Origin of the sequence: Psychroserpens sp. S379A, from assembly GCF_049800755.1 — a bacterium.
GTDB lineage: Bacteria > Bacteroidota > Bacteroidia > Flavobacteriales > Flavobacteriaceae > Psychroserpens.
In genome coordinates, this window is sequence record NZ_JBNAFQ010000004.1 from 1 (window position 1) to 21,960 (window position 21,960).

General features: G+C 32.3%; 17 protein-coding genes. 9 read left to right on the plus strand and 8 right to left on the minus strand.

Annotation, left to right across the window (positions count from 1 at the left end; translation table 11 throughout):
* The 4 genes from ACP15M_RS10615 to ffh form a co-directional block, all read right to left on the minus strand.
* Positions 1-3,904: vWA domain-containing protein (locus tag ACP15M_RS10615; RefSeq protein WP_425077194.1), on the minus strand; the 3,904-nt coding region annotated here is incomplete at its 3' end.
* Positions 3,905-4,189: 285 nt separating this feature from the next.
* Positions 4,190-4,882 carry a TIGR02206 family membrane protein gene (locus ACP15M_RS10620; RefSeq protein WP_425077195.1) on the minus strand — a complete coding sequence of 231 codons (693 nt, stop codon included), beginning with the start codon at positions 4,880-4,882 and terminating at the stop codon, positions 4,190-4,192.
* Between the two features lie 43 nt (positions 4,883-4,925).
* The gene (locus ACP15M_RS10625) at positions 4,926-5,801 is read right to left on the minus strand and encodes a bifunctional 5,10-methylenetetrahydrofolate dehydrogenase/5,10-methenyltetrahydrofolate cyclohydrolase (RefSeq protein WP_425077196.1); all 876 of its coding nucleotides are present in this window, start codon (positions 5,799-5,801) and stop codon (positions 4,926-4,928) included.
* Between the two features lie 39 nt (positions 5,802-5,840).
* Positions 5,841-7,172 carry a signal recognition particle protein gene (gene ffh / locus ACP15M_RS10630; protein WP_425077197.1) on the minus strand — a complete coding sequence of 444 codons (1,332 nt, stop codon included), beginning with the start codon at positions 7,170-7,172 and terminating at the stop codon, positions 5,841-5,843.
* Positions 7,173-7,515: 343 nt separating this feature from the next.
* On the opposite strand from ffh, the gene ACP15M_RS10635 reads away from it, so the two are divergent.
* From ACP15M_RS10635 to ACP15M_RS10645, 3 genes are all read left to right on the plus strand, one after another.
* Positions 7,516-8,031 carry an RNA polymerase sigma factor gene (locus tag ACP15M_RS10635; RefSeq protein WP_425077198.1) on the plus strand — a complete coding sequence of 172 codons (516 nt, stop codon included), beginning with the start codon at positions 7,516-7,518 and terminating at the stop codon, positions 8,029-8,031.
* A 71-nt stretch (positions 8,032-8,102) separates the two neighbouring features.
* On the plus strand, positions 8,103-8,999 hold the full coding sequence (locus tag ACP15M_RS10640; RefSeq protein WP_425077199.1) for a FecR family protein: 897 nt from the start codon (positions 8,103-8,105) through the stop codon (positions 8,997-8,999).
* Positions 8,992-11,307, plus strand: coding sequence for a TonB-dependent receptor plug domain-containing protein (locus ACP15M_RS10645; protein ID WP_425077200.1), 2,316 nt, complete (start codon positions 8,992-8,994; stop codon positions 11,305-11,307). The genes ACP15M_RS10640 and ACP15M_RS10645 overlap by 8 nt, the downstream gene beginning before the upstream one ends.
* A gap of 91 nt (positions 11,308-11,398) precedes the next feature.
* Here ACP15M_RS10645 and argS read toward each other — a convergent pair whose 3' ends face one another.
* Positions 11,399-13,183, minus strand: coding sequence for an arginine--tRNA ligase (gene argS / locus ACP15M_RS10650; protein ID WP_425077201.1), 1,785 nt, complete (start codon positions 13,181-13,183; stop codon positions 11,399-11,401).
* A gap of 105 nt (positions 13,184-13,288) precedes the next feature.
* Between argS and ACP15M_RS10655 the strand changes: the two genes are divergently transcribed.
* The 4 genes from ACP15M_RS10655 to ACP15M_RS10670 all read left to right on the plus strand — a co-directional run bounded on the left by ACP15M_RS10655 (position 13,289) and on the right by ACP15M_RS10670 (position 17,236).
* Positions 13,289-13,657 (plus strand): bleomycin resistance protein, encoded by a 369-nt coding sequence (locus tag ACP15M_RS10655; RefSeq protein WP_425077202.1) that lies wholly within the window; start codon positions 13,289-13,291, stop codon positions 13,655-13,657.
* Positions 13,658-14,075: 418 nt separating this feature from the next.
* Positions 14,076-16,139 (plus strand): tetratricopeptide repeat-containing sensor histidine kinase, encoded by a 2,064-nt coding sequence (locus tag ACP15M_RS10660; RefSeq protein WP_425077203.1) that lies wholly within the window; start codon positions 14,076-14,078, stop codon positions 16,137-16,139.
* Between the two features lie 34 nt (positions 16,140-16,173).
* Complete coding sequence (locus ACP15M_RS10665) at positions 16,174-16,812, plus strand: chromophore lyase CpcT/CpeT (RefSeq protein WP_425077204.1); 639 nt, start codon at positions 16,174-16,176, stop codon at positions 16,810-16,812.
* 40 nt (positions 16,813-16,852) lie between these two features.
* Entirely contained in the window at positions 16,853-17,236 is a 384-nt protein-coding gene (locus tag ACP15M_RS10670; RefSeq protein ID WP_425077205.1) for a hypothetical protein, read from the plus strand.
* Positions 17,237-17,284: 48 nt separating this feature from the next.
* Here the strand turns inward: ACP15M_RS10670 and ctlX are convergent, their stop codons facing one another.
* Together ctlX and ACP15M_RS10680 are read right to left on the minus strand one after the other, a co-directional pair.
* Positions 17,285-18,217, minus strand: a complete 933-nt coding sequence (ctlX, locus tag ACP15M_RS10675; protein ID WP_425077206.1) for a citrulline utilization hydrolase CtlX — start codon at positions 18,215-18,217, stop codon at positions 17,285-17,287.
* A gap of 83 nt (positions 18,218-18,300) precedes the next feature.
* Positions 18,301-18,693: a hypothetical protein gene (locus ACP15M_RS10680; RefSeq protein WP_425077207.1), complete on the minus strand. Its 393-nt coding sequence runs from the start codon at positions 18,691-18,693 to the stop codon at positions 18,301-18,303.
* A 159-nt stretch (positions 18,694-18,852) separates the two neighbouring features.
* Between ACP15M_RS10680 and ACP15M_RS10685 the strand changes: the two genes are divergently transcribed.
* On the plus strand, positions 18,853-20,595 hold the full coding sequence (locus ACP15M_RS10685; RefSeq protein ID WP_425077208.1) for a M14 family metallopeptidase: 1,743 nt from the start codon (positions 18,853-18,855) through the stop codon (positions 20,593-20,595).
* A 4-nt stretch (positions 20,596-20,599) separates the two neighbouring features.
* Here ACP15M_RS10685 and ACP15M_RS10690 read toward each other — a convergent pair whose 3' ends face one another.
* On the minus strand, positions 20,600-21,181 hold the full coding sequence (locus ACP15M_RS10690; RefSeq protein ID WP_425077209.1) for an NUDIX hydrolase: 582 nt from the start codon (positions 21,179-21,181) through the stop codon (positions 20,600-20,602).
* Positions 21,182-21,304: 123 nt separating this feature from the next.
* Here ACP15M_RS10690 and pyrE point away from each other — a divergent pair, with 123 nt between their 5' ends.
* Entirely contained in the window at positions 21,305-21,949 is a 645-nt protein-coding gene (gene pyrE, locus ACP15M_RS10695) for an orotate phosphoribosyltransferase (RefSeq protein ID WP_425077210.1), read from the plus strand.
* Positions 21,950-21,960 lie beyond the last annotated feature (11 nt).

Here is a 21,960-nt window from a genome sequence, read left to right on the forward strand (position 1 = left end):
CATTACATCCACCATTCATTGTGAATCCTAGCTTCCATGCATCGTAAGCATCTTGAATCTCTTCCTCTGTTGATGATGAATCTAAACTTACTCCTGTCGGACAACTCACCTCTAATGCTGATGATGGTGTAATCGTGAAACTTGCTGTATCACTACCATTCTCACATAAATCTGTCACATTATAAGTTACATTTACTGTTCCACCAGCACATAAATCTGGTGCACTGTAAGCACTCGCTAATTGACCCGAAGCATCACAACCTCCTGTAAATCCAAACTTATCTAGAAACGCTTGGAAGACTAAATCTAATTCGCCTTGAGAAGCGTAATCACATGAGTCATAAATCTCATCCTCTACATCTGTGACTTCCAATGTAGATTCAAAAGCCTTAACTGTAAAACTACATGTTGTTACTGATGTTTCTCCACAATCATCTATTGCTTTTACATCTACTGATATTACTTGATCCACACTTCCACATTGTATTGGTGCTTGTAAAGCTGACACATCTGTAGAATATTCTACCTCTGCATTACATCCTCCTGTGGCACTAAAATTTGAAAGCACTGCTGACTTCCATAAATCAAATGCTAATGATATCTCTGCATTTGTTGAACAGCCTTCAACTTCATTGTCCGTTGGACATGATCCTAATAAGGATAAATCATTTGAGTAAGCTGGAACTGTAAATGTTGCTGTTACTGGATTAGTCTCTCCACAATCATCTTTAGCATTTATATCTACTGATATTACTTGTGCTGATGTATTACAATAACCATCTACTGATAATGTATTTAAATCTAATGAATACTCTACTAATGCATTACATCCTCCTGATGCACTCATACTCTCTAATGCTGATATCCATGACGCAAACTCATCTGCTGGATTTACACATGCACTTGTTGTAACATCATCTGGCTTTGAACTTAATTCTAATGGAGGAGCTGCTTCAACCTTAAAAGTTGACATACAACTCACTCCATTTGGATGACAAGCATCTGTTGCTCTTAATGTAAACGATAAGTCTACTGCTACTCCACATTCGTATGCTGGTAATGCTGGAATGTCTCCAATATTTGATACTGGATTATCTCCATCATTTACTCCAAATCCTGATATCCATGTATTATATGCTGATAATATATCTGCTTCACTTGCACATGACGCTAAAGATACATCTGTTGGACAATCTACTGTCAATCCTATAACTCCAGGTACTAAGAATGTTGAACTACAACTCACTCCATTTGGATGACAACGATCTGTTGCTGTATATGTAAAATTAAGGTCTACTGCTGTACCACAATTAAAATCTGGCAAGCTTGGGAATGCATCTAAGTTATCTGTTGCATTACATCCACCATTCATTGTGAATCCTAGCTTCCATGCATCGTAAGCATCTTGAATCTCTTGCTCTGTTGATGATGAATCTAAACTTACTCCTGTCGGACAGTTTACTTCTAAATCTAACTCATCTTGCACAACAAACGAAGAACTACAAGATGCAGTACCACATGCATTAACTGCTGTAAGTGTAAATTGTAAATTCACTCCTGCATCACAATCATATATTGGTAAAGCTGGTATATCTGCAATGTTTGAAGTCATATTACAATCGCCCTCAGCTAAAAAGTCACCAACCCAATTATTGTATGCAGTTAATATTTCTTGTTCAGTCGAACATGCTGGTAAATTAACATCCTGTGGGCATACAACTTGCAATGTTTCTTCATTATCTACTATAAATCTCGAATTACACGACGCTGTATCACAATCATTTGAAGCTTCAAAAGTGAAATCAATATAAACAAGCGCCTCACAATCATATGCTGGTAAAGCTGGTATATCTGCTATATTAGACGTCAAATTACAATCGCCTTCAGCTAAAAATTCACCAACCCAATTGTTGTATGCTACTAGTATCTCTTGCTCTGTAGAACACGCTGGCAAAACAACATCTTGAGGACAAGACACTATTAATGTTTCTGGAACATCTACTAAAAATCTCGTTTCACAAGAAACAGTACCACAATCGTCTGAAGCCTCTAGAGTAAAATTAAGTAAAACTCCTGCATCACAATCGTAAGAAGGTAGAGCTGGTATGTCTGCTATATTTGAAATAGTATTACAACCACCACTAACAGTAATCTCAGACACCCATAAATTATAAGCATCTATAATAACTTGTTCCGTAGAGCAGGATGGCAAAACTACATTTGTTGGGCAATTAATAGTTAGACTAGGAGCTGTAAAAACAAAATCTCTTGTACAAATTACTCCTGGAACATCTACTCCATCATCGGTTAAATAATAAGTTCTTGTAATTGTTGTTCCATTACAAATATCTCCTGCGTTACTATCTTCATGCCTAATTCCTGCTATTCCACAAGTAACAACTCCAGAAAACACATCTGCTATTTCAGCATCAGTATTACCTGCATCGTAACTAGATGGAATTGTTGCTACACAACTTTCTAATGGCACATCAATTAAATTATTACAAGTTGCTGCTGGAACACAACAATCCGTTCTCCAAGTATAGGTTAACGTGCATTCATCAATTAAACCACATTTATCAGTTACAACAACTGTAAACTCCTGCGTATTAACACAATCTAAATTAGAAATAGTACCTGCAGTAGCGACTGTGCTTAAAATCTCACAATTATCATTTGATAAAGTTTCTATATAAGCCTCAACACTTGCCTCTGTTGGTAATGTCTGTGGATTAGGATCTTCTCCTAAATCTATAACTTCTGTTGGACAATTTATTGTTGGAGCAGTTGTATCTTGAAACCATGTATAGGTTATTGAAACATTTTCAGCTACAGCTGGACAAACACCAGTATGTGCATAACTTGCTTCCCATGTTTGAGAAAATTCACATCCATTATTAGTAGGACCACTTGTGTTTACTGTTGGTGTTGGATCTCCTTGACAATCGTGATTTACTGTGAATGTTGGAGCAATAATTTCTGGACAGAAACCATCAATTGGCCCACTAACAGATGTGGTTGAAATTGTTGGTTGAGCAATTCCTGCTGCTAAAGCAGTAAAAGCTGTTCCTACATTTGATGAATTAGTGCTTAAATAATCAGCTAATCTTATGTTAGTTGTTTGTCCAACACCAGGATTGCTACTTACATACTCTAAACTAGATGAACCGTTTTCTATCGCTTGAACATTACTCGTAACTAAATTAGGGTTTGGCAAGGCTACTGTAAAAATTCTACTACCATTATTTTTTAGTGCATTAGCAGAATTACAGGCTGCTTCTAATACATCAGTAGATGTACTAAAGCCATTACCTATCTGGTTTAAAGATCCTGCATACGTTGGATTACCATCTGAAAACATTACAATATAAGGATTATCACAAGGAGCACTTGGACTATCTGCTAATGTTTTTGCAACTTGCAAGCCATGATCCCAATTTGTACCTCCTGACGAATTATATGTACTTGCACTAGTTCCTCCTCCATCAAAATAAGGCGTTAAATCATTCACGAAATCTGTATTTACATAACGAAATCCAGCAGTACCACCAATATTAGCTATTCGCGCTCGTGAACCATATTCAACAATAGCCATGTTGACATCTAAACACGGATCATTAAGTGCTCCAGCAAAAGAAATCATGGCGTTTTTTATTTGTGTTGAAATATTACTTGTTGAACCTGACTCATCCAAAATAACAATAACACACATATCACATTCAGTTGAAAATGCTGGATTAGCAGCAGGTGTACAACTTCCCGTTGTTTGAGAAAACAAATTAAAAGTTCCTAAAAACAAAAAAGTCAGAATAAGCAATAATTGCTTTTTGACTTTTAGCTTTGAAAATCGATTGTTGGATATTTCACAACAATTTTTAGTCGAATTAATAGCAAGTAAATTCATAATGATTGGTTTTTATTGATTAAACCAAACATAAACCGATTACATGTGTATGTAAACTTGGGTTGAAGAGCTATTAATCAACCAATAAAAAAAATGCTATTGTGTTTAAAAAAATAATATCTGTAGGGAAATGCGATACTAAATCGAAAATGAAACTACAAAAAAAAGACAATTAACAATTGACTTTTAGACAATTCTCAGAAATAAAAGATTAAGCGATTAGATGTGTAAGAAAAAACTTATGATTACAAATCACTGTTAAACAGAGTGCTACACAAAAAAATATTATATTTTTTCATATTTAGAAATAAGATAAAACACCATATACACTACAAAAAACAGTGGTAAAACTATTAACTGAGTAATGATGATATAATAAGGCCATTCTCCAAAATAATCTAAAATTGATGCAGATTTTGGTTTTTGATTGAGGTAAAAATAATTAGCATCGAGCAAATAATTGATGACAACAATTAAAACTACATATAACTGAAGCGCAAAAAATGATTTAAAAATACTTTTGAATTTTGGTTTCATTTTAAAAACAAAGACTGCATAAAATATAATACACAATAATCCTAAATGAACAATCCAATATCTAAAATAATCTAGACTAGGAAAGCCCATAGCTATGTCTGGAGTGATAACGCCTTGAATAGTTCCAGCTATAATCCAAAACACTAAAATTTCGAACATCCAATACTTTCTGTAGTAAGAAAATATAGGTATCAAAAGCGCTACCAAACTACATAAATAAAGCGGTAAATCGGTTTCTATATCATAGGATTTGAAACCAATGTGATATGCATGAAAACTAAAAACACTTAAAGATACTAAAACAGCTAAAGTGCTAAAAAGTCTGGTTTCTACTTTTTGATTTGAAGTGTGCTGAGCATATTTAATTAGCAATACAGAAAGTAATATAGCAATACAGATAGGTATAATGTGTTCAAGTGAACCAACCCTTACTCTTTGCAATGACAGAAAAGTTACTTGCATAAAGCAATATAACTAATTTGATTTACATACGCTGTTCTCTTGCCAACAAGGTATTTTTAAGTAACATTGCGATGGTCATTGGTCCAACACCTCCTGGAACAGGAGTGATGTAGCTCGCTTTTTTACTCACATTGTCAAAATCTACATCACCAGTAATTCTATAACCTTTAGGAGTCGTTTCATCTGGAACTCTTGTAATTCCGACATCAATAATAACTGCATCATCTTTGACCATTTCAGCCTTTAAAAAATTAGGCACTCCTAACGCTGATATTATAATATCTGCTTGTGATGTAATTTGAGTAATATTTTTAGTACGACTATGTGTGAGTGTTACTGTTGAGTTTCCTGGAAATCCTTTACGTCCCATTAAAATACTCATTGGCCTACCAACAATATGACTTCTTCCAATCACTACGGTATGTTTTCCTTGTGTTTCAACACCATAACGATCAATTAGTTCCAAAATCCCAAAAGGTGTTGCTGGAATAAATGTACTCATATCTAGAGCCATTTTTCCGAAGTTTTCAGGATGGAAACCATCTACATCTTTACTAGGATTAACAGCCATTAATACTTTTTGTGTATTAATTTGAGGCGGCAAAGGCAGCTGAATAATAAACCCATCTATATCATCATCCTGATTCAATTCTTCAATCTTATCTAACAACTCTATTTCACTGGTTGTATTAGACATACGAACCATAGTAGACTCAAAACCTACACGTTCACAAGCGCGAACCTTACTGCCAACATAAGTAAGACTTGCTCCATCATTACCAACAATAATAGCTGCTAAATGTGGTACTTTTTCACCTTTAGCTTTCATTTTATTGACTTGTTCAGCAATTTCATCTTTAATGTCATTACTTACTTTTTTACCGTCTAAGATTGTCATGTTGGTATATATTAATTACTTATTAGTATTGATAAAAAATTAACGCATTCCGCCTTTCATGGCTTGCATCATGGCTTTACCTTTTCCGCCTTGCATCATCTTCATCATTTTGCTCATTTGGTTGAATTGTTTCAACAACTGATTGACTTCCTGAACTGAAGTTCCTGAGCCTTTTCCAATACGTTTTTTTCGACTTGCATTTATAACGGAAGGATTTGAGCGTTCTTCAGGTGTCATCGAATGAATAATAGCTTCAATACCTTTAAAGGCATCATCGTCAATATCAATATCTTTCATCATTTTTCCAGCTCCAGGAATCATTCCGATAAGGTCTTTCATATTACCCATTTTCTTAATCTGCTGAATTTGCTTCAGAAAGTCATCAAAACCAAATTGATTTTTAGCTATTTTCTTTTGAATTTTCCTAGCTTCCTCTTCATCATATTGCTCCTGAGCTCTTTCAACAAGCGATACAACATCTCCCATTCCTAAAATACGATCTGCCATACGTGATGGATAGAACACATCAATAGCTTCCATCTTTTCACCTGTACCAATAAACTTAATTGGTTTATCTACAACCGACTTAATAGAAATCGCTGCTCCACCTCGAGTGTCACCATCTAATTTGGTTAGGATAACACCATCAAAATTCAAGATATCGTTAAACGCTTTTGCTGTATTAACAGCATCTTGACCTGTCATAGAATCAACAACAAAAAGTGTTTCTTGTGGCTGAATGGCTTTATGAATATTAGAAATTTCTGTCATCATTGCTTCATCTACAGCCAAACGACCAGCTGTATCAATAATGACGACATTATGACCATTAGCCTTTGCATGTGCTATACCTGCTTGAGCAATAGCAACTGGATCACTATTTCCTTTATCACTATAAACCTCAACATTAATTTGTTCTCCAACTACATGTAATTGATCAATTGCTGCAGGACGATACACATCACAAGCTACTAGTAATGGTTTTTTTGTTTTCTTATTTTTTAAATAATTTGCTAATTTTCCTGAAAAGGTAGTCTTACCAGAACCTTGAAGACCAGACATTAAAATCACGCTTGGTGCACCAGAAAGGTTAATTCCTTCGGCATCTCCTCCCATAAGCTCAGTAAGTTCATCTTTTACAAGCTTTACCATTAGTTGTCCAGGCTGTAAACTTGTAAGAACGTTTTGCCCTAAAGCTTTATCTTTTACTTTATTGGTAAACTCTTTAGCGATTTTAAAGTTAACATCGGCATCTAATAAAGCTCTTCGAACTTCTTTTAAAGTTTCAGCAACATTGACTTCTGTAATACTTCCATGTCCTTTTAAAACATGTAACGCCTTATCTAACTTTTCACTTAAATTATTAAACATAGTCTTTCTTCAAAATTAATTATTCACCTTAACTATTTTAGGTGCCATTGCAAAAATGCAAATTTAAGTATTTGTGATGTATTTATAAAGTGATGTTCTATAAAATACAGTATAAAAAAAGGATTGCTAAAACAGCAATCCTTTTTACCAACTAAAAACTAAAACTAAAATTTAAGCGGTTCAGTTTTATTAACTATTTATGAATTAAAAACAATAGAAATTTTAATTCGTTTTACAAGTTAAAACAGAATTTATATGTTTGTATCATTGTTTATTATATAACAATTAAACATAAAAATCACCTACCTTTACCTAAATTTAAAATTGCTTCAATTAACAAACTATGCCTAAACCGCTTAATGATAATATTTGCGAAGAACGGTTATTCTCTTCATTATTTTCAAAATACTCTGAAGATCTAAATAATTTCTTGTATTATAAGTTTGGAAGCACTCTTAGCCCACAAGATAAAGTTCAAGAAGCCTTTGTAAAACTCTGGGAGAATTGTGGAAAAATCTCACCTAACAAAGCCAAAAGTTTTTTATTTACTACAGCAAATAATTTAATGCTAAATGCTTATGCGCATCAAAAAGTTGTAAGAAAACACCAACAAATAAAACCCAAATTTAGTACTAATGAAACACCAGAATTCTTATTACAAGAAAAAGAATATCAGGACAAATTAAATAAAGCGATTTCTAATTTAACCGAAGCCCAGCGTGTCGCATTTTTAATGAATCGCGTTGAAGGAAAACGCTTTAAAGAGATTGCTGCATTGTTAGATATTTCGACCAAAGCTGTAGAAAAACGAATTTATGGTGCTTTAAAAAAATTAAGAGAAGACATTGATGAACTTTAAAATTAAAATTCTTAAAAATATAAGGGTAGGAATTTTATTCATATAGCTGTTATATAGATGTATACAAAATCATGAACAGAGAAAAACTCATACAAAAGTGGTTAGATCACGACCTAAATGCTCAAGAACTTGAAGCTTTTAAGCAGCTTGAAGATTATGAGTCATTAACCCAGTTAGACACTAACCTAAAGCACTTTAAAGCTCCAGAATATAATACCTCTGAGCAGTTAGAGCAGGTTTTAAACACCATAAAAACAACTCCAAAAAAGAACACAAATTGGCTATCTACAGCTATCAAAATAGCAGCAGTTTTCGTAATTTGCTTTGGAGTATATTTTTACACAACAACTTTAGATACTATTGTCAACACAGTAGCTTCTCAAAAGCAATCTATTGAATTACCAGACCATTCAAAAGTTGAGCTTAACGCTATGTCATCTCTTGCTTTTAATAAACATAGTTGGAATGATCAACGGGAAGTCTCTTTACAAGGTGAAGCTTTTTTTAAAGTTGCAAAAGGATCACGTTTTGATGTTAAAACCGATGAAGGTATTGTATCTGTTTTAGGAACTCAGTTTAATGTGAAACATCGTGAAAATTATTTTGAAGTAATTTGTTACGAAGGAAAAGTTGCCGTTACTCATAAAAACAATACTACTAAATTATCACCTGGAGATTCATTCTTTATCTTAGATGGGAAATTAATTACTACTGAAAAAGAAATTCAATCCGCTCCATATTGGTTACAAAATCAAAGTCGTTTTAAAAGTCTGCCTTATCGAGAAGTTATTGCAGAGTTTGAAAGACAACATGATGTTTTAATTTCTCTTGAAAATATTGACGATTCTCAATTATTTACAGGAAGTTTTACTCATAATGATATTGAAATTGCCTTAAAATCCATTACTTTACCGTTACATTTAACGTATAGTAAAACTGACAATATCATTACATTAAAGCGTGAGTAAGAAAGGTATCTTTTATCTTTTTATATTTTTATTTTTCTCTAGTATCAATAGCAGTATTGCTCAAGACACTAATGAAGACTTACAACCTCTTGCTAAAATTTTAATTGAATTAGAACCACAATACAGTATAAATTTCACTTATATTGATCAGACTATTGCAGATGTAATCATAAAAAAACCAAAAAGAGAACTCACTCTAGAAGCACTTTTAAATTATCTAAAAGCACAAACAAATCTTGATTTTATTATTATTGACGACCATAATATTGTTATTTCAAAACGCAATAATCCCTTAAGTAAATTTATTACTGAAAAACTAGAAGAGGTTGTCATCACAAATTATTTAACTAAAGGAATTTCGAAAAAAAGTGATGGTAAAATCGCTATAAAAACTAAAGATTTCGGCATTCTTCCTGGACTTATTGAGCCAGATATTTTACAAACTATTCAAGCGCTTCCTGGTATTTTAAGTGTTGATGAAACGGTTTCAAATATCAATGTTAGAGGAGGCACACATGACCAAAATCTTATTCTTTGGGATGGCATTAAAATGTATCAATCTGGACATTTCTTCGGATTAGTATCTGCATTCAATCCATATTTAACGACTGATATTAATGTCTCAAAAAATGGAACCAGTGTTATTTATGGTGATGGTGTTTCGAGTGTTATCGACATGCAACAGTCTAATAGTTTAGATCAAGACTTCAAGGCTGGAGCAGGCTTTAATCTCATTCATGCCGATGGATTTGCAAAAGTACCATTAACTCAAAAAGCCGAAATTCAATTATCAGCAAGACGTTCTGTTACCGATTTTATTTTTACACCAACCTACGACCAATATTTACAACGCGTGTTTCAGGACTCAGACTTTTCAAATTCACAACAAAATCCTACCTCTGTTGTATCTAATAACGAACGCTTTTATTTTTACGATGTTGCTACAAAATTGCTTTACGACGTTACAGATCAGGATCAAATTCGGTTTAATTTTTCAACCATTAATAACAGTTTAACCTACGATCAATTGTCTCTAGTAAACGAAGACGAATCATTGACAAATACTCTTGAACAAAATAATTTTGCTGCTGGAGTTCAATATTTAAAATATTGGAATAACAAACTCACTACGACTGCTCAAGTATATGTTTCTAATTACGATTTAAAAGCTACTAATTTTGATGTCATTAATAGTCAACGTCAAAATCAAGAAAACGAGGTTAGTGATTTTGGAATAAAGATTAATGCCATCAATCATGTTGACGACCACTTAAAATTACATGGTGGCTATCAGTTTAGCGAAGTTATTATTAGCAATTTTGAAGAACTCGACGTGCCTGATTTTACGAGCTTAGTTAAGGAAGTAAATCGCACACACTCCATTTATGGCGAAGCCGAATTTACTTCAGCAAATAAAAACACTTATGCAAGAATTGGACTAAGAGCCAATTACATCGAACAATTCTCCGAACTCTTTACAGAACCTAGACTTTCAGTAAGCCATAAGCTTAATAATAATTTTAGATTAGAATTTTTAGCAGAGTTTAAAAGTCAGACCACATCTCAAATCATCGACCTTCAAAATGACTTTTTAGGCATTGAAAAACGACGATGGATTTTATCTAACAACGAAGACATACCAATTATAAAAAGTACTCAAGGCGCTTTTGGTATTCACTATAATAAAAATCAATTATTCATTAGCGCTGAAGCTTTTATTAAAGATGTTGAAGGGATTACCAGTAGAAGTCAAGGGTTTCAAAACCAGTTTCAATTTATTAACGATACAGGAAAATATCAAGTAAAAGGTGTTGATTTTTTAATTAATAAACAATTTGAAACGTTTAGTACATGGTTAAGCTATTCGTATAGCAATAATGACTACACTTTTCAAAATTTAAACGATGGTAATACCTTTAGAAACAATTTAGATATTAGGCATGCGCTTACTTTTGCTGGCACTTACGTTGTAAACAATTTAAAACTAGCACTTGGTTTTAATTGGCATTCTGGTAAACCGACTACGCTTCCTTCAGAAATTCAAAATACAGCAAACTCTAATATTGAATACCAATCTCCAAATAGCAATAACCTAAGCAACTATTTTAGAACAGATATTTCGGCAACCTATAAATTAAAGTTTAGTAAAAAATTAGATGCTTCTATTGGAGCTTCTATCTGGAATTTACTTGACAGAAAGAATGTCATCAATACATATTTTGCTAGAGATGAAAATGATGACATTGTAACAATCGATAATTTGTCGTTAGGCATTACGCCAAACGTTAGTTTTAGAGTGCGTTTTTAATTTCTGAATAAAAAATAGTTTAGAAACAAACTTTTTAAAATGACTGAAGAGAAACTCACAAAATTAAAGTTTCCAATTGGTGAATTTTAAACTACATACGCTCAGGAACATCAACACCTAATAAACCAAATGCGTTTTTAATAACATTTGCAACTGTTTTAGACAATTGTACTCTAAATACTTTTTCGGTTTCTTTTTCTGCGCCTAAAATAGATACGTTTTGATAAAATGAATTGAACTCTTTCACCAACTCATAAGTATAGTTAGCAATTAAAGCAGGACTATGTTGTGCTGCTGCATTTTGAATCACCTCTGGAAATAATTCTAATTGCTTCAACAATTCTTTTTCTTTTTCATGAAGTACTATCTCTGCTAGGTTCAATATGGTATTTTCATTCACGTCAGATTTTCGTAAGATGGACTGAATTCTAGCATAAGTATACTGAATAAAAGGTCCAGTATTTCCTTGAAAGTCGATAGATTCTTTTGGATCAAACAAAATGCGCTTTTTAGGATCGACTTTCAGAATGAAATATTTTAAAGCACCCAATCCAATAGTCTTGTATAAGGTTTGTTTTTCAGAGTCTGAATAACCATCTAATTTACCAAGTTCTTTAGAAATTTCTTCAGCAGTTTGAGCCATTTCTACAATTAAATCATCAGCATCAACAACAGTGCCTTCTCTACTCTTCATTTTTCCTGAAGGCAAATCGACCATTCCGTAGCTTAAGTGATATAAATTTTTAGCCCATTCAAAACCTAACTTTTTTATAATTAAGAATAAGACTTGAAAATGATATTCTTGTTCATTTCCAACCGTATACACCATACCTCCAACATCTGGAAAATCTTTTACACGCTGAATCGCAGTTCCAATATCTTGTGTCATATACACTGCAGTTCCATCGCTACGCAATACAATTTTTTCGTCTAAACCATCTTCAGTAAGGTCACACCAAACAGAACCATCATCCTTCTTATAGAAAACACCAGTTTTTAAACCTTCGGCGACAAATTCTTTTCCCAGTAAATAGGTTTCACTTTCGTAGTATAATTGGTCAAAATCTACTCCTAAATTCTTATACGTTTCATTAAAGCCTTCATAAACCCAAGCATTCATTTTTTTCCAAAGCGCAACTGTCTCTGCATCTCCAGCTTCCCATTGTTGAAGCATTTGTTGAGCTTCTAATAATAAAGGCGCATTCTTCTTTGCGTCCTCTTCAGATTGTCCTTGAGATATTAAATCTTGAATTTCTGCTTTATATTCTTGGTCAAACTTTACGTAGTAATTTCCAACGAGCTTATCGCCTTTTAATCCAGTAGATTCTGGAGTTTCTCCGTTTCCGAAGCGCTTCCAAGCTAACATACTTTTACAAATATGAATGCCTCTGTCGTTAATGATTTGCGTTTTATAAACTTTCTTTCCTGAAGCTTTTAAAATTTCAGAAACACTATAACCCAATAAGTTATTTCTAATATGCCCTAAATGCAACGGCTTGTTAGTATTAGGCGAAGAATACTCAACCATGATAGCTTTTTCAGAAGCTAAAGGTGTTACAAATCCGAAGTTATTATTGTCTTTTATGCTATTGAAAAAATTGATAAAATGAACATCATTAATTTCAAGATTTAAAAATCCTTTGACCACATTAAAAGCTTTTACTTCAGCAACATACTCGACTAAATACTGTCCGATTTGCTCACCAATTTGAACAGGATTTCCTTTTACAACGCGCAACATAGGAAACACAACCACAGTAATATCTCCTGCAAATTCTTTTCGAGTGGCTTGAAATTCAACCGATTCTAATTCAGTACTATAAATTGATTGTATAGCCTGTTTTACATGATTTGAAAGTGTCTCCTGAAGATTCATTTTGTCTGTATTTATAAGTTTGCAAAGATAGGTTTTTTATTATTTTTTTATGACTCTCGCTTGCTTTTATTGATTATTTTAGAAGTCGATACAATCAATAATTTTATGGAACGACAAAAGCATTTATTACGAGGTATTCCAGTTTTAGCATCTTTAGATATCAAAAAAACTGTTGAATTTTATAAAACAAAACTCGGATTTAACCGTCTTGGTTATCTTGATGATAATTATGCTATTATTGCTCGAGATCAATTTGTAGTTCATTTTTGGAAGTGCAATGACAAAATTCATCCTGAAAATACCAGTTGTTATGTTGATGTTGAAGACATTGACATCTTATACGAAGAGCTAAAACTTCAAGACGTAATTCATCCTAATGGCACATTAGAAGACAAACCTTATGGCATGCGAGAATTTGCAATCTTGGATAGCGATGGAAACATGATTAAGTTTGGTCAAGAATTAAACACATAACACTGTTATTTCGATTTTTTTATTCAGTTTAAAGCTCAAAAAGCTTATTTTTTGCACTAAAAAACACCTCATACAAACCAAATCAAAACACTAACAATCAGTGTTTTGTGTTAAAAAATGCATTTCATCGACAAAAGTGTCGTTTTTCTATGATTTTTGCCGTTTATCTATTCGTCGATATTTAAAAAAAACTTAAAGACCACTTTATCTAATTTTTAGGTAATAAAACCCGAAAATTAGCATTTTAGAACCCTTTTATTCATTTTTGGTAAGCTATTAATCAAGAGTCCCAAATGTTGATGAAACTTAATATTCAATCATTATTGAGGTTGCCCTTGACTTTTTTAAACTTGTTTTCCCTTTCCCTCAAGGCTTATAATAAGTATTTAATTAACTCGGTAACTTTAAATACAACGCTATGAAACGGTTAATTACATTAGCTGTTTTATGTTCTTCGCTTTTTTGTTTTTCGCAAACAAATGAGATCGATAGTCTTACCATACAATTAGCTTATCAAAAACAAGATTCTTCTAAGGTAGATACATCATTGTATTTGATTAAAGCATTGTACAAAAGCAAGAACTTTAAAAAAGCACTTTTGTATATTGATCAAACCGAAAGACTTTCAAAGTTTTTAAACCATACTAAAGGCATTGCAGACGTTAATTACTACAAAGCATTAATCTATTCGCAAAAAGATGATTACTATAATGCTATTGATGGTTACAACAAATCAAGAAAGTATTATAAACAATTAGGAGACACTTTAGGCATTGCTAAAGTAAATAATAGTATAGGTCTAATAGAAATTAAACGAGGTAATTATAGTGTTGGTTTAGAAAACTCCTTATCTGCAATTCAAACGTTTGAAACTAGAAATCTTCTCGACGAACTAAGTTCGGCTTATAACAATTTAGCTGAAGCTTATTACAATACACATCAAGTAGATAAAGCTTTAGAGTTTAATATTAAAGCCTTAAATGTAAGAGAGCAACTTAAGGATAGTGCTGGAATTAAAACCTCAACCAAAAATATTGCGTCGCTATATTCTGACAGAAAAGAACACCGAAAAGCTATTGAGTATTACGAAAAAGTATTAATGCTATTAAATCCAGAACAAGACCAAGCTATAAGAGGCGAAGTGCTTCCAAAAATTGGTAGTGAGTATTTACAATTTAAAGATTATAATAAAGCTGCTCAATATTTAGTTGAAGGCTTAAAGTTTAATAGAAGAACAAAAAACAACGATGGTATTTTAAGAAGTTTGAATGCAATTGGTGAGTTGAATATGCTTCAAAAGAAAGTAAAACTAGCTGGAATTCAACTCAATGAAGCTTATACAATTGCTTCAAAAATTAATAATAAACCAGAGCTTTTAAAAAACTATCGATTACGAAAAGAGTTAGATTCTATTAATGGTAAGTTTCAAAATGCTTTCTTTTGGCAAGGCAAGTACTATTCATTAAAAGAAGAATTAGAAAAAGCAAAACAGCCTAAGATTCCTGTAGATACAAAAACCATCGTCAATGAAGTTATTGATACAACAAAAGATGATGAGTTCAACACTCTAGCAAAACAGGAAGAAAAAAAGAAAAATGAAGAATACATAAAAAAGCTAAAAGCTATTGCTTACGTTTTAATAGCAGCCTTTTTAATTGTGACTACTATATTACTTCTTATGCATTTAAAGCGTAGAGGTTCCTTAAAAACAAACAGAGCATTACAAGCTAAAAATGAGCAAATACAATTACAAAATGAAGTGCTTTCTGAGCAAAATAAAAACTTAGAAGACATTAATAAAGTCAAAGATCGTTTGTTTTCAATTGTATCTCACGACTTAAAAGATTCAATTTCTTCAATTAAAGGATTTATAGACCTTTTAAAAGAAGATAGCATCTCACGCGAAGAATTTTACGATTTAATTCCAGAATTAAGTGAAAATGCAGACAATGCATCATCATTACTTTTCAATCTTTTAAATTGGTCTAAGTCGCAAATGCAAAACCTTAAACCAAAAGCCGAATTGTTTAATATTCAAGAAGTATTCCAAAATAAAATGGCACTTGTTGAGCAAAAGGTGGAACAAAAACGTATTGTTCTTATTGACGAATCTCATAGAGATTTTATTTATGCAGACAAAAGCATGATCGAAATTGTAATACAAAACTTAATCACGAATGCAGTTAAGTTTACACGTGTTGGAGATGTTATTACAGTTTCTAATAACGATCACGATGGAAACTGTTTAATATGTGTTGAAGATACTGGAGTTGGAATCTCTCGTGAAAATGTTGATAAGTTATTTCAAAACGGAACCTTTACAACTAGAGGTACTGATAATGAAAAAGGAACTGGTTTAGGACTAAGCATTTGTAAAGAATTGGTAGAGTTAAATAATGGTCGTATTTGGGTGGAAAGCACACCAAATGTTGGTACAAAGTTCTATGTTGAGCTTCCCAAAAAAAGACCTGTTGAATCTTAGTATTTTGTGTATCTTAGCACAAAATCAATCTAACATGAAACGTATTATTTTATCTCTTGCTATTCTAACACTAGTTTTTAGTTGTAAAAATTCTGAAAAAACACCTGAAACTACTGAAACAACTAAAGCTAATCATCTTGAAGAGTTATTTGGCATGATGCAAGGTTCATTCAATTCTGAAATCCAAGCTGAACTTGACTCAACCTATTTTAATATTTCGCTACATATGTATCCTATTTGGGAAGATAAAGGCAATTATTTATATGTAGAACAAGCTTTAAATGCTAGACAAAATAAACCTTACAGACAACGCATTTATGAAGTTACTCAAGTAAATGATAGTATGTTCAGTTCTGCAATTTATACTATTGAGCATGATTCATTATGGATTGGCAAATGGAAAACTCCAAAAGCATTTGATTCATTATCTATAAATCAAGTTGCAAAAAAAGAAGGCTGCGAAGTTATACTTAAGCGCATTGACAAAGACTACTACAAAGGTCAAACTGGAGAAAAAACATGTGAAAGCACATTATATGGAGCGTCTTATGCTACCAGTGAAGTTGAAATTTTTTCAGATAAAATCATCTCTTGGGATCGTGGCTTTGATGACAAAGGCGAACATATTTGGGGAGCCGAAAAAGGTGGCTATATTTTTAATAAGCTGGATTAATAAAATCCTAAATAGCATGTGTTAGACAGATTAACATTTTATGAACAAAATATTTCCTCTTATTTTTGCTCTTACAGGCTTCTTATTTACTACTCAAAACTGTAATACTGTAAAAACCGGAACTTATATTATTGAAAATGAAAACTATGGATTTTCAGTACTTATAAGAAAAGAATCTTCTCAAGAAGAAATAATTGAACAGTTAGGTATTCACTCTAAATTTGATTTAATATGGATTGATGAATGCAACTATGCTCTTTTTAATAGAACTATATTAAAAGGTAGTGATATGTTTCCTAAAGCAAAAAAAACAGACACACTTTTTATTGAAGTTATAGGAGTCTCTTCAACTGGATATGAATTTCGTGCCACTTCTAATTTTTCAAATTTTGTAAGCACAGGATTTGCTAAAACAGACAAATAAAATAGTAGTTGAAAGTTGTACAATCAAATCATTCTGATAGCATACAAACTACACTTTAGGTAAAAACACTTCTGCCATCATACAACGAGCACTTCCTCCTCCACAGGTTTCTATAGTTTCTAGAGAACTTGATAAAATAGGACAATAGTGTTCTATGGTTTGTACTTGCTTTGGCGTGAGACTATCATGAGCCGCTTTACTCATTACTAGATATCGTTGATTGTTATCACCTTGAACTTGTAACATGTTTCCTGCAAACTGATGCATTTGCGCTTCAGATATCTCAATGATAGCTTTACCATCTTGCTTAAGATGTTTAACCACATTTTTACGTTCCTTTTTATCATCAATACAATCCAAACATATTACTGCAAATTTTTCGGCCAAACACATCATGACATTTGTATGATATATTGGCAAACGCTGTCCTTCAACTGTTTGATTAGCAGTGAAAATCACTGGAGTACATTCAAAATCTTCACAAAACTCAATCACTAAATCTTCATCAGCACGAGCAGATAAGGCACAATACACTTTTGAATTAACACGATCTATCAGTAAGCTTCCAGTACCTTCAAGAAAGAGACCTTCAGCTTCAGCACTAGTATAATCAACAATGTTTTCAATTAAAAACCCTTCTTCTTCTAAACGAATAAATACATCTTCACGACGTTCTTTTCTTCTATTTTCAGCAAACATTGGATACATCACCACAGTGCCATCATCATGAAAACTTACCCAATTATTAGGAAATATAGAATCTGGAGTATCTGCTAATTTATCATCTTCAACAACGATAACTTGTACTCCAACTGCTCTTAATTTTTCTACAAAAGCATCAAACTCTGCTTGAGCTTTTGTATTGATCTCAGCATTTTTAATAGCTAAGTCTTCTTGAAAATAATTGTTTACAGCAGTTTGCTCATTCATCCTGAAATTCACAGGACGAATCATTAATATAGTGTTTGTTGTTTGCGGCATATTGTAAGAATGATATGCACAAAATTAGTATTTTTTATGATTGAAAAGCTTAATAATTAACACAAAAATATAGTCCTTAAAAATTAAATCACATCTCTTTTATATTTCTGGTCATTGAGCCAATCTAAAGCCTCTTCTCTATCTACAAAAATTTTAATATTCTCTCTTCCTTTTAAGCTAATAATGGTTTTGGTTGCTAAAGTACTTCCTAATGTTCCTACTAATACTGCCATATGATCAATTTCTTCAAGATTAGCTATAATTTTTTGTGCTTCAAAGGTATAGGAATAAGAGTGTTTTTTATTAATTAAAAGCGAAAATGGTGCCTTAAGATGTGAGAGTAAAAAATCATGATATGCATCCACTAAATGCTCATCCATTTCTATACCTTCATCTATTATAACTTCAGCTAGATGATTATTGATAGTGATGATTGTACCGAAGGAAAGTTTATAAACTTTTTCATCTTGTGTCATTGTATGTTATTTTAAAGGGATTGCTTAAAATTATGACAAAAAATTAAGGAGAGCACAGTTTTTTTGCAAAACAATTCATAACATATTAACATAAATACTTAAACAGCTAATTAACAGACGCATTTTTTTTAATTAAGTTTGATAATCAAAAATCACATTATGAAAAAGATTTTTTTATTACTTATACTTCTTACATCCTGTACCTCATCAAAGAAGAATGAAATCAGTATAAATTTCACAACAATTTTTGAAAGATCAAATGGTACTGAAACTGCAACTTATGACGATGTTATATCGTTTTATTCAAATCTTGCTGAAACCTATCCTGAAATTTCTATAAAAGCAATTGGCGAAACCGATTCAGGGAAACCACTTCATATAGTAACATTGAATCCAAATTTGGAATTCGATTTTGAGTCTATTAGAAAAAATAAGAAACGAATACTCCTCATTAATAACGGAATTCATCCTGGAGAACCTGATGGCATTGATGCGACTATGCTCTTGTTTAGAGATATTGTTCAAGGTACAATTAAAATGCCTGAACAAACCGTTTTGGTTACTATTCCAATATACAATATTGGCGGAAGTCTTAATCGCAATTCAACCACAAGAACCAATCAAAACGGCCCTTTAGAATATGGATTTAGAGGCAATGCTCGTAACTACGATTTAAACAGAGATTTTATTAAATGTGATACTAAAAACGCGAAAACTTTTGCTAAAATTTACCATTTAGTACAACCTGATGTATTTATCGATAATCATGTAAGCAATGGCGCAGATTATCAATATACGCTTACACATCTGTTTACACAACACAACAAATTAGGTGGTAGTTTAGGTCAATTTTTACATACTGAAATGATGCCTCAACTAGAACAAAAATTGAAAGACAAAAATTGGGACATTACGCCTTATGTAAATGTATTTAACAGAACACCAGAGAAAGGATTTAACCAATTTATGGACCATCCAAGATACTCTACTGGTTACACAACGCTGTTTAACACTTTAGGTATGATGGTGGAAACACACATGTTAAAACCATATAAACAACGTGTTGAAGGCACTTACGAGCTTATGAAAAGTATGATCGAAATTACTGAAACTGAAGGTGACAAAATTGCAAAATTAAGAAAAAATGCTACTGAAGAATTTCAGAATAAAACAAGATATCCTATTCAATGGACAATAGATTCGACCAAATCTAGCACATTAAAATTTAAAGGCTATGAAGGTGAATTCACAGATAGTAAAATAACAGGCTTTAAACGACTAAAATATGATTCTGCTAAGCCGTTTACAAAAGATGTTATCTATAAAAACTATATGGTTTCTACTTTAGAAATCGACATTCCTAAAGCCTACATCATTCCTCAAGGTTGGTGGACAATTATTGATGTATTGAAATTGAATCACGTAGAAATGACTCCATTAAAAAAGGACTCAACGCTAACGGTTTCTTCGTATAAAATTAAAGATTACAACACTAGAACCCAAGCATACGAAGGCCATTATCCGCATTACAATGTTAGCTTAAACACTTCCAAAGAACAAATCTCTTTTGCTAAAGGAGATTATATTGTTTACACCAATCAAAATGCCATAAGATATATTATTGAAACGCTTGAACCACAAGCTCCTGACTCGTTTTTTAATTGGAATTTTTTTGATACCATCTTACAACAAAAAGAAGGGTTCTCTCCATATGTTTGGGAAGATAAAGCACTTGAAATTTTAGCTGCACAACCAGAACTTGAAAACAAATTCAATTTGAAAAAAAATAGCGACCAAGATTTTGCTAAAAATTGGTATGCGCAATTAGATTGGCTTCACAAACAAAGTAAAAATTATGAAAAAGCGCATTTACAATATCCTGTTTACAAGTTATTTGAATAAGTTGCTAAATTAAAGACTTAATATTAGCATAACTATTGTCGAGTGCTTCTTGAGATGCTTTAGCGTTTAACCAAGCTACTTTAGTAATACCTTCGTTTTCCTGTGGCATCAAACCACCACTAAATGATGTTTTCATTTCAAACCAATAGGTAATCTTAATTTTGTGTTTACCATTACGCTTAAAAATATGATAGGTCGTTTCAAGAGGTTTAGTAATTGACAAACCAGACACTCCTGTTTCCTCCTCTACTTCTCTTAAGGCTGTTTCTTCTATCGATTCTTTTCTTTCGGCTTTACCTTTAGGCAAATCCCATTTTCCGTTTCTAAAAATAAAAAGAACATCACCATCATCATTAATAACTTTTCCTCCTCCAGCAATAACATTAGGTAATTTTTTCAAGAATTTACTAAGTAAATTATCTTCCTTTTTACCAATGAGTCTTACTTCTTCAAGAGAAGTTGTATTCAATTCTTTTATAACCTTGCCTATATTAACCGTAGACAACAGGTAATTTTTAAAATTGTGTTCCTTACTAACCTCAGTGGTTAGAATTATAGGTTTGTGATTTACAAAAATGCAATGCATCTAATTGGTCATAGTATTTGGAATGTAAAAATATCATTTTTTAAAGGACAATACCTTATTTTAAAATTAATTTTTATTTGATATTTGAAAACAAATTAGGTCAAATTTATGTAGTTTTGCAGCATGATTTTTGACAAAGAAACCGCGAAACAAACAGCAGAAGTTTTACTACAAATTAATGCTATAAAATTACAACCAAACAACCCTTTTACTTGGGCTTCTGGTTGGAAATCTCCAATTTATTGTGACAATAGAATTGTACTTTCATTTCCTAAAATTAGAAACTACATTCGCACTACTATGGCTAAGCAAATTGAAGCAAAATATGGTAATATTGATGCCATTGCTGGTGTTGCTACTGGTGCAATTGGAATTGGCATTTTAGTTGCTGAAGAACTTGGACTTCCTTTTGTTTATGTTAGACCAGAAGCAAAATCACATGGTCGTCAAAATCAAATTGAAGGTTTTATTGAAAGCGGACAAAATGTGGTTGTGGTTGAAGATTTAATCAGCACTGGAAAAAGCAGTCTTAACGCTGTAAAAGCTTTACAAGAAGCTAATGTTAATGTTAAAGGCATGGTGGCTATTTTTTCTTACGGATTTGAAATTGCACGTGAAAATTTTGAAAAAGCTCAAGTTGCCTTAAACACCTTAAGCAATTATGAAAATTTATTAGAACAAGCCTTAGATACCAATTATATTACTTCAAAAGAGCAAGACATTTTAGCACTTTGGAATGCCAATCCGAGTGAATGGAACGGATTTTGAATACCTCTAAA

Bases quoted from the DNA above. Each gene is read 5' to 3' on its own strand.
- ACP15M_RS10625 (WP_425077196.1), bottom strand. From the start codon at position 5,801: ATGACAATCTTAGACGGTAAAAAAGTAAGTAATGACATTAAAGATGAA.
- ffh (WP_425077197.1), bottom strand. From the start codon at position 7,172: ATGTTTAATAATTTAAGTGAAAAGTTAGATAAGGCGTTACATGTTTTA.
- ACP15M_RS10635 (WP_425077198.1), top strand. From the start codon at position 7,516: ATGCCTAAACCGCTTAATGATAATATTTGCGAAGAACGGTTATTCTCT.
- ACP15M_RS10640 (WP_425077199.1), top strand. From the start codon at position 8,103: ATGAACAGAGAAAAACTCATACAAAAGTGGTTAGATCACGACCTAAAT.
- argS (WP_425077201.1), bottom strand. From the start codon at position 13,183: ATGAATCTTCAGGAGACACTTTCAAATCATGTAAAACAGGCTATACAA.
- ACP15M_RS10655 (WP_425077202.1), top strand. From the start codon at position 13,289: ATGGAACGACAAAAGCATTTATTACGAGGTATTCCAGTTTTAGCATCT.
- ACP15M_RS10660 (WP_425077203.1), top strand. From the start codon at position 14,076: ATGAAACGGTTAATTACATTAGCTGTTTTATGTTCTTCGCTTTTTTGT.
- ACP15M_RS10665 (WP_425077204.1), top strand. From the start codon at position 16,174: ATGAAACGTATTATTTTATCTCTTGCTATTCTAACACTAGTTTTTAGT.
- ACP15M_RS10670 (WP_425077205.1), top strand. From the start codon at position 16,853: ATGAACAAAATATTTCCTCTTATTTTTGCTCTTACAGGCTTCTTATTT.
- ctlX (WP_425077206.1), bottom strand. From the start codon at position 18,217: ATGCCGCAAACAACAAACACTATATTAATGATTCGTCCTGTGAATTTC.
- ACP15M_RS10680 (WP_425077207.1), bottom strand. From the start codon at position 18,693: ATGACACAAGATGAAAAAGTTTATAAACTTTCCTTCGGTACAATCATC.
- ACP15M_RS10685 (WP_425077208.1), top strand. From the start codon at position 18,853: ATGAAAAAGATTTTTTTATTACTTATACTTCTTACATCCTGTACCTCA.
- ACP15M_RS10690 (WP_425077209.1), bottom strand. From the start codon at position 21,181: ATGCATTGCATTTTTGTAAATCACAAACCTATAATTCTAACCACTGAG.
- pyrE (WP_425077210.1), top strand. From the start codon at position 21,305: ATGATTTTTGACAAAGAAACCGCGAAACAAACAGCAGAAGTTTTACTA.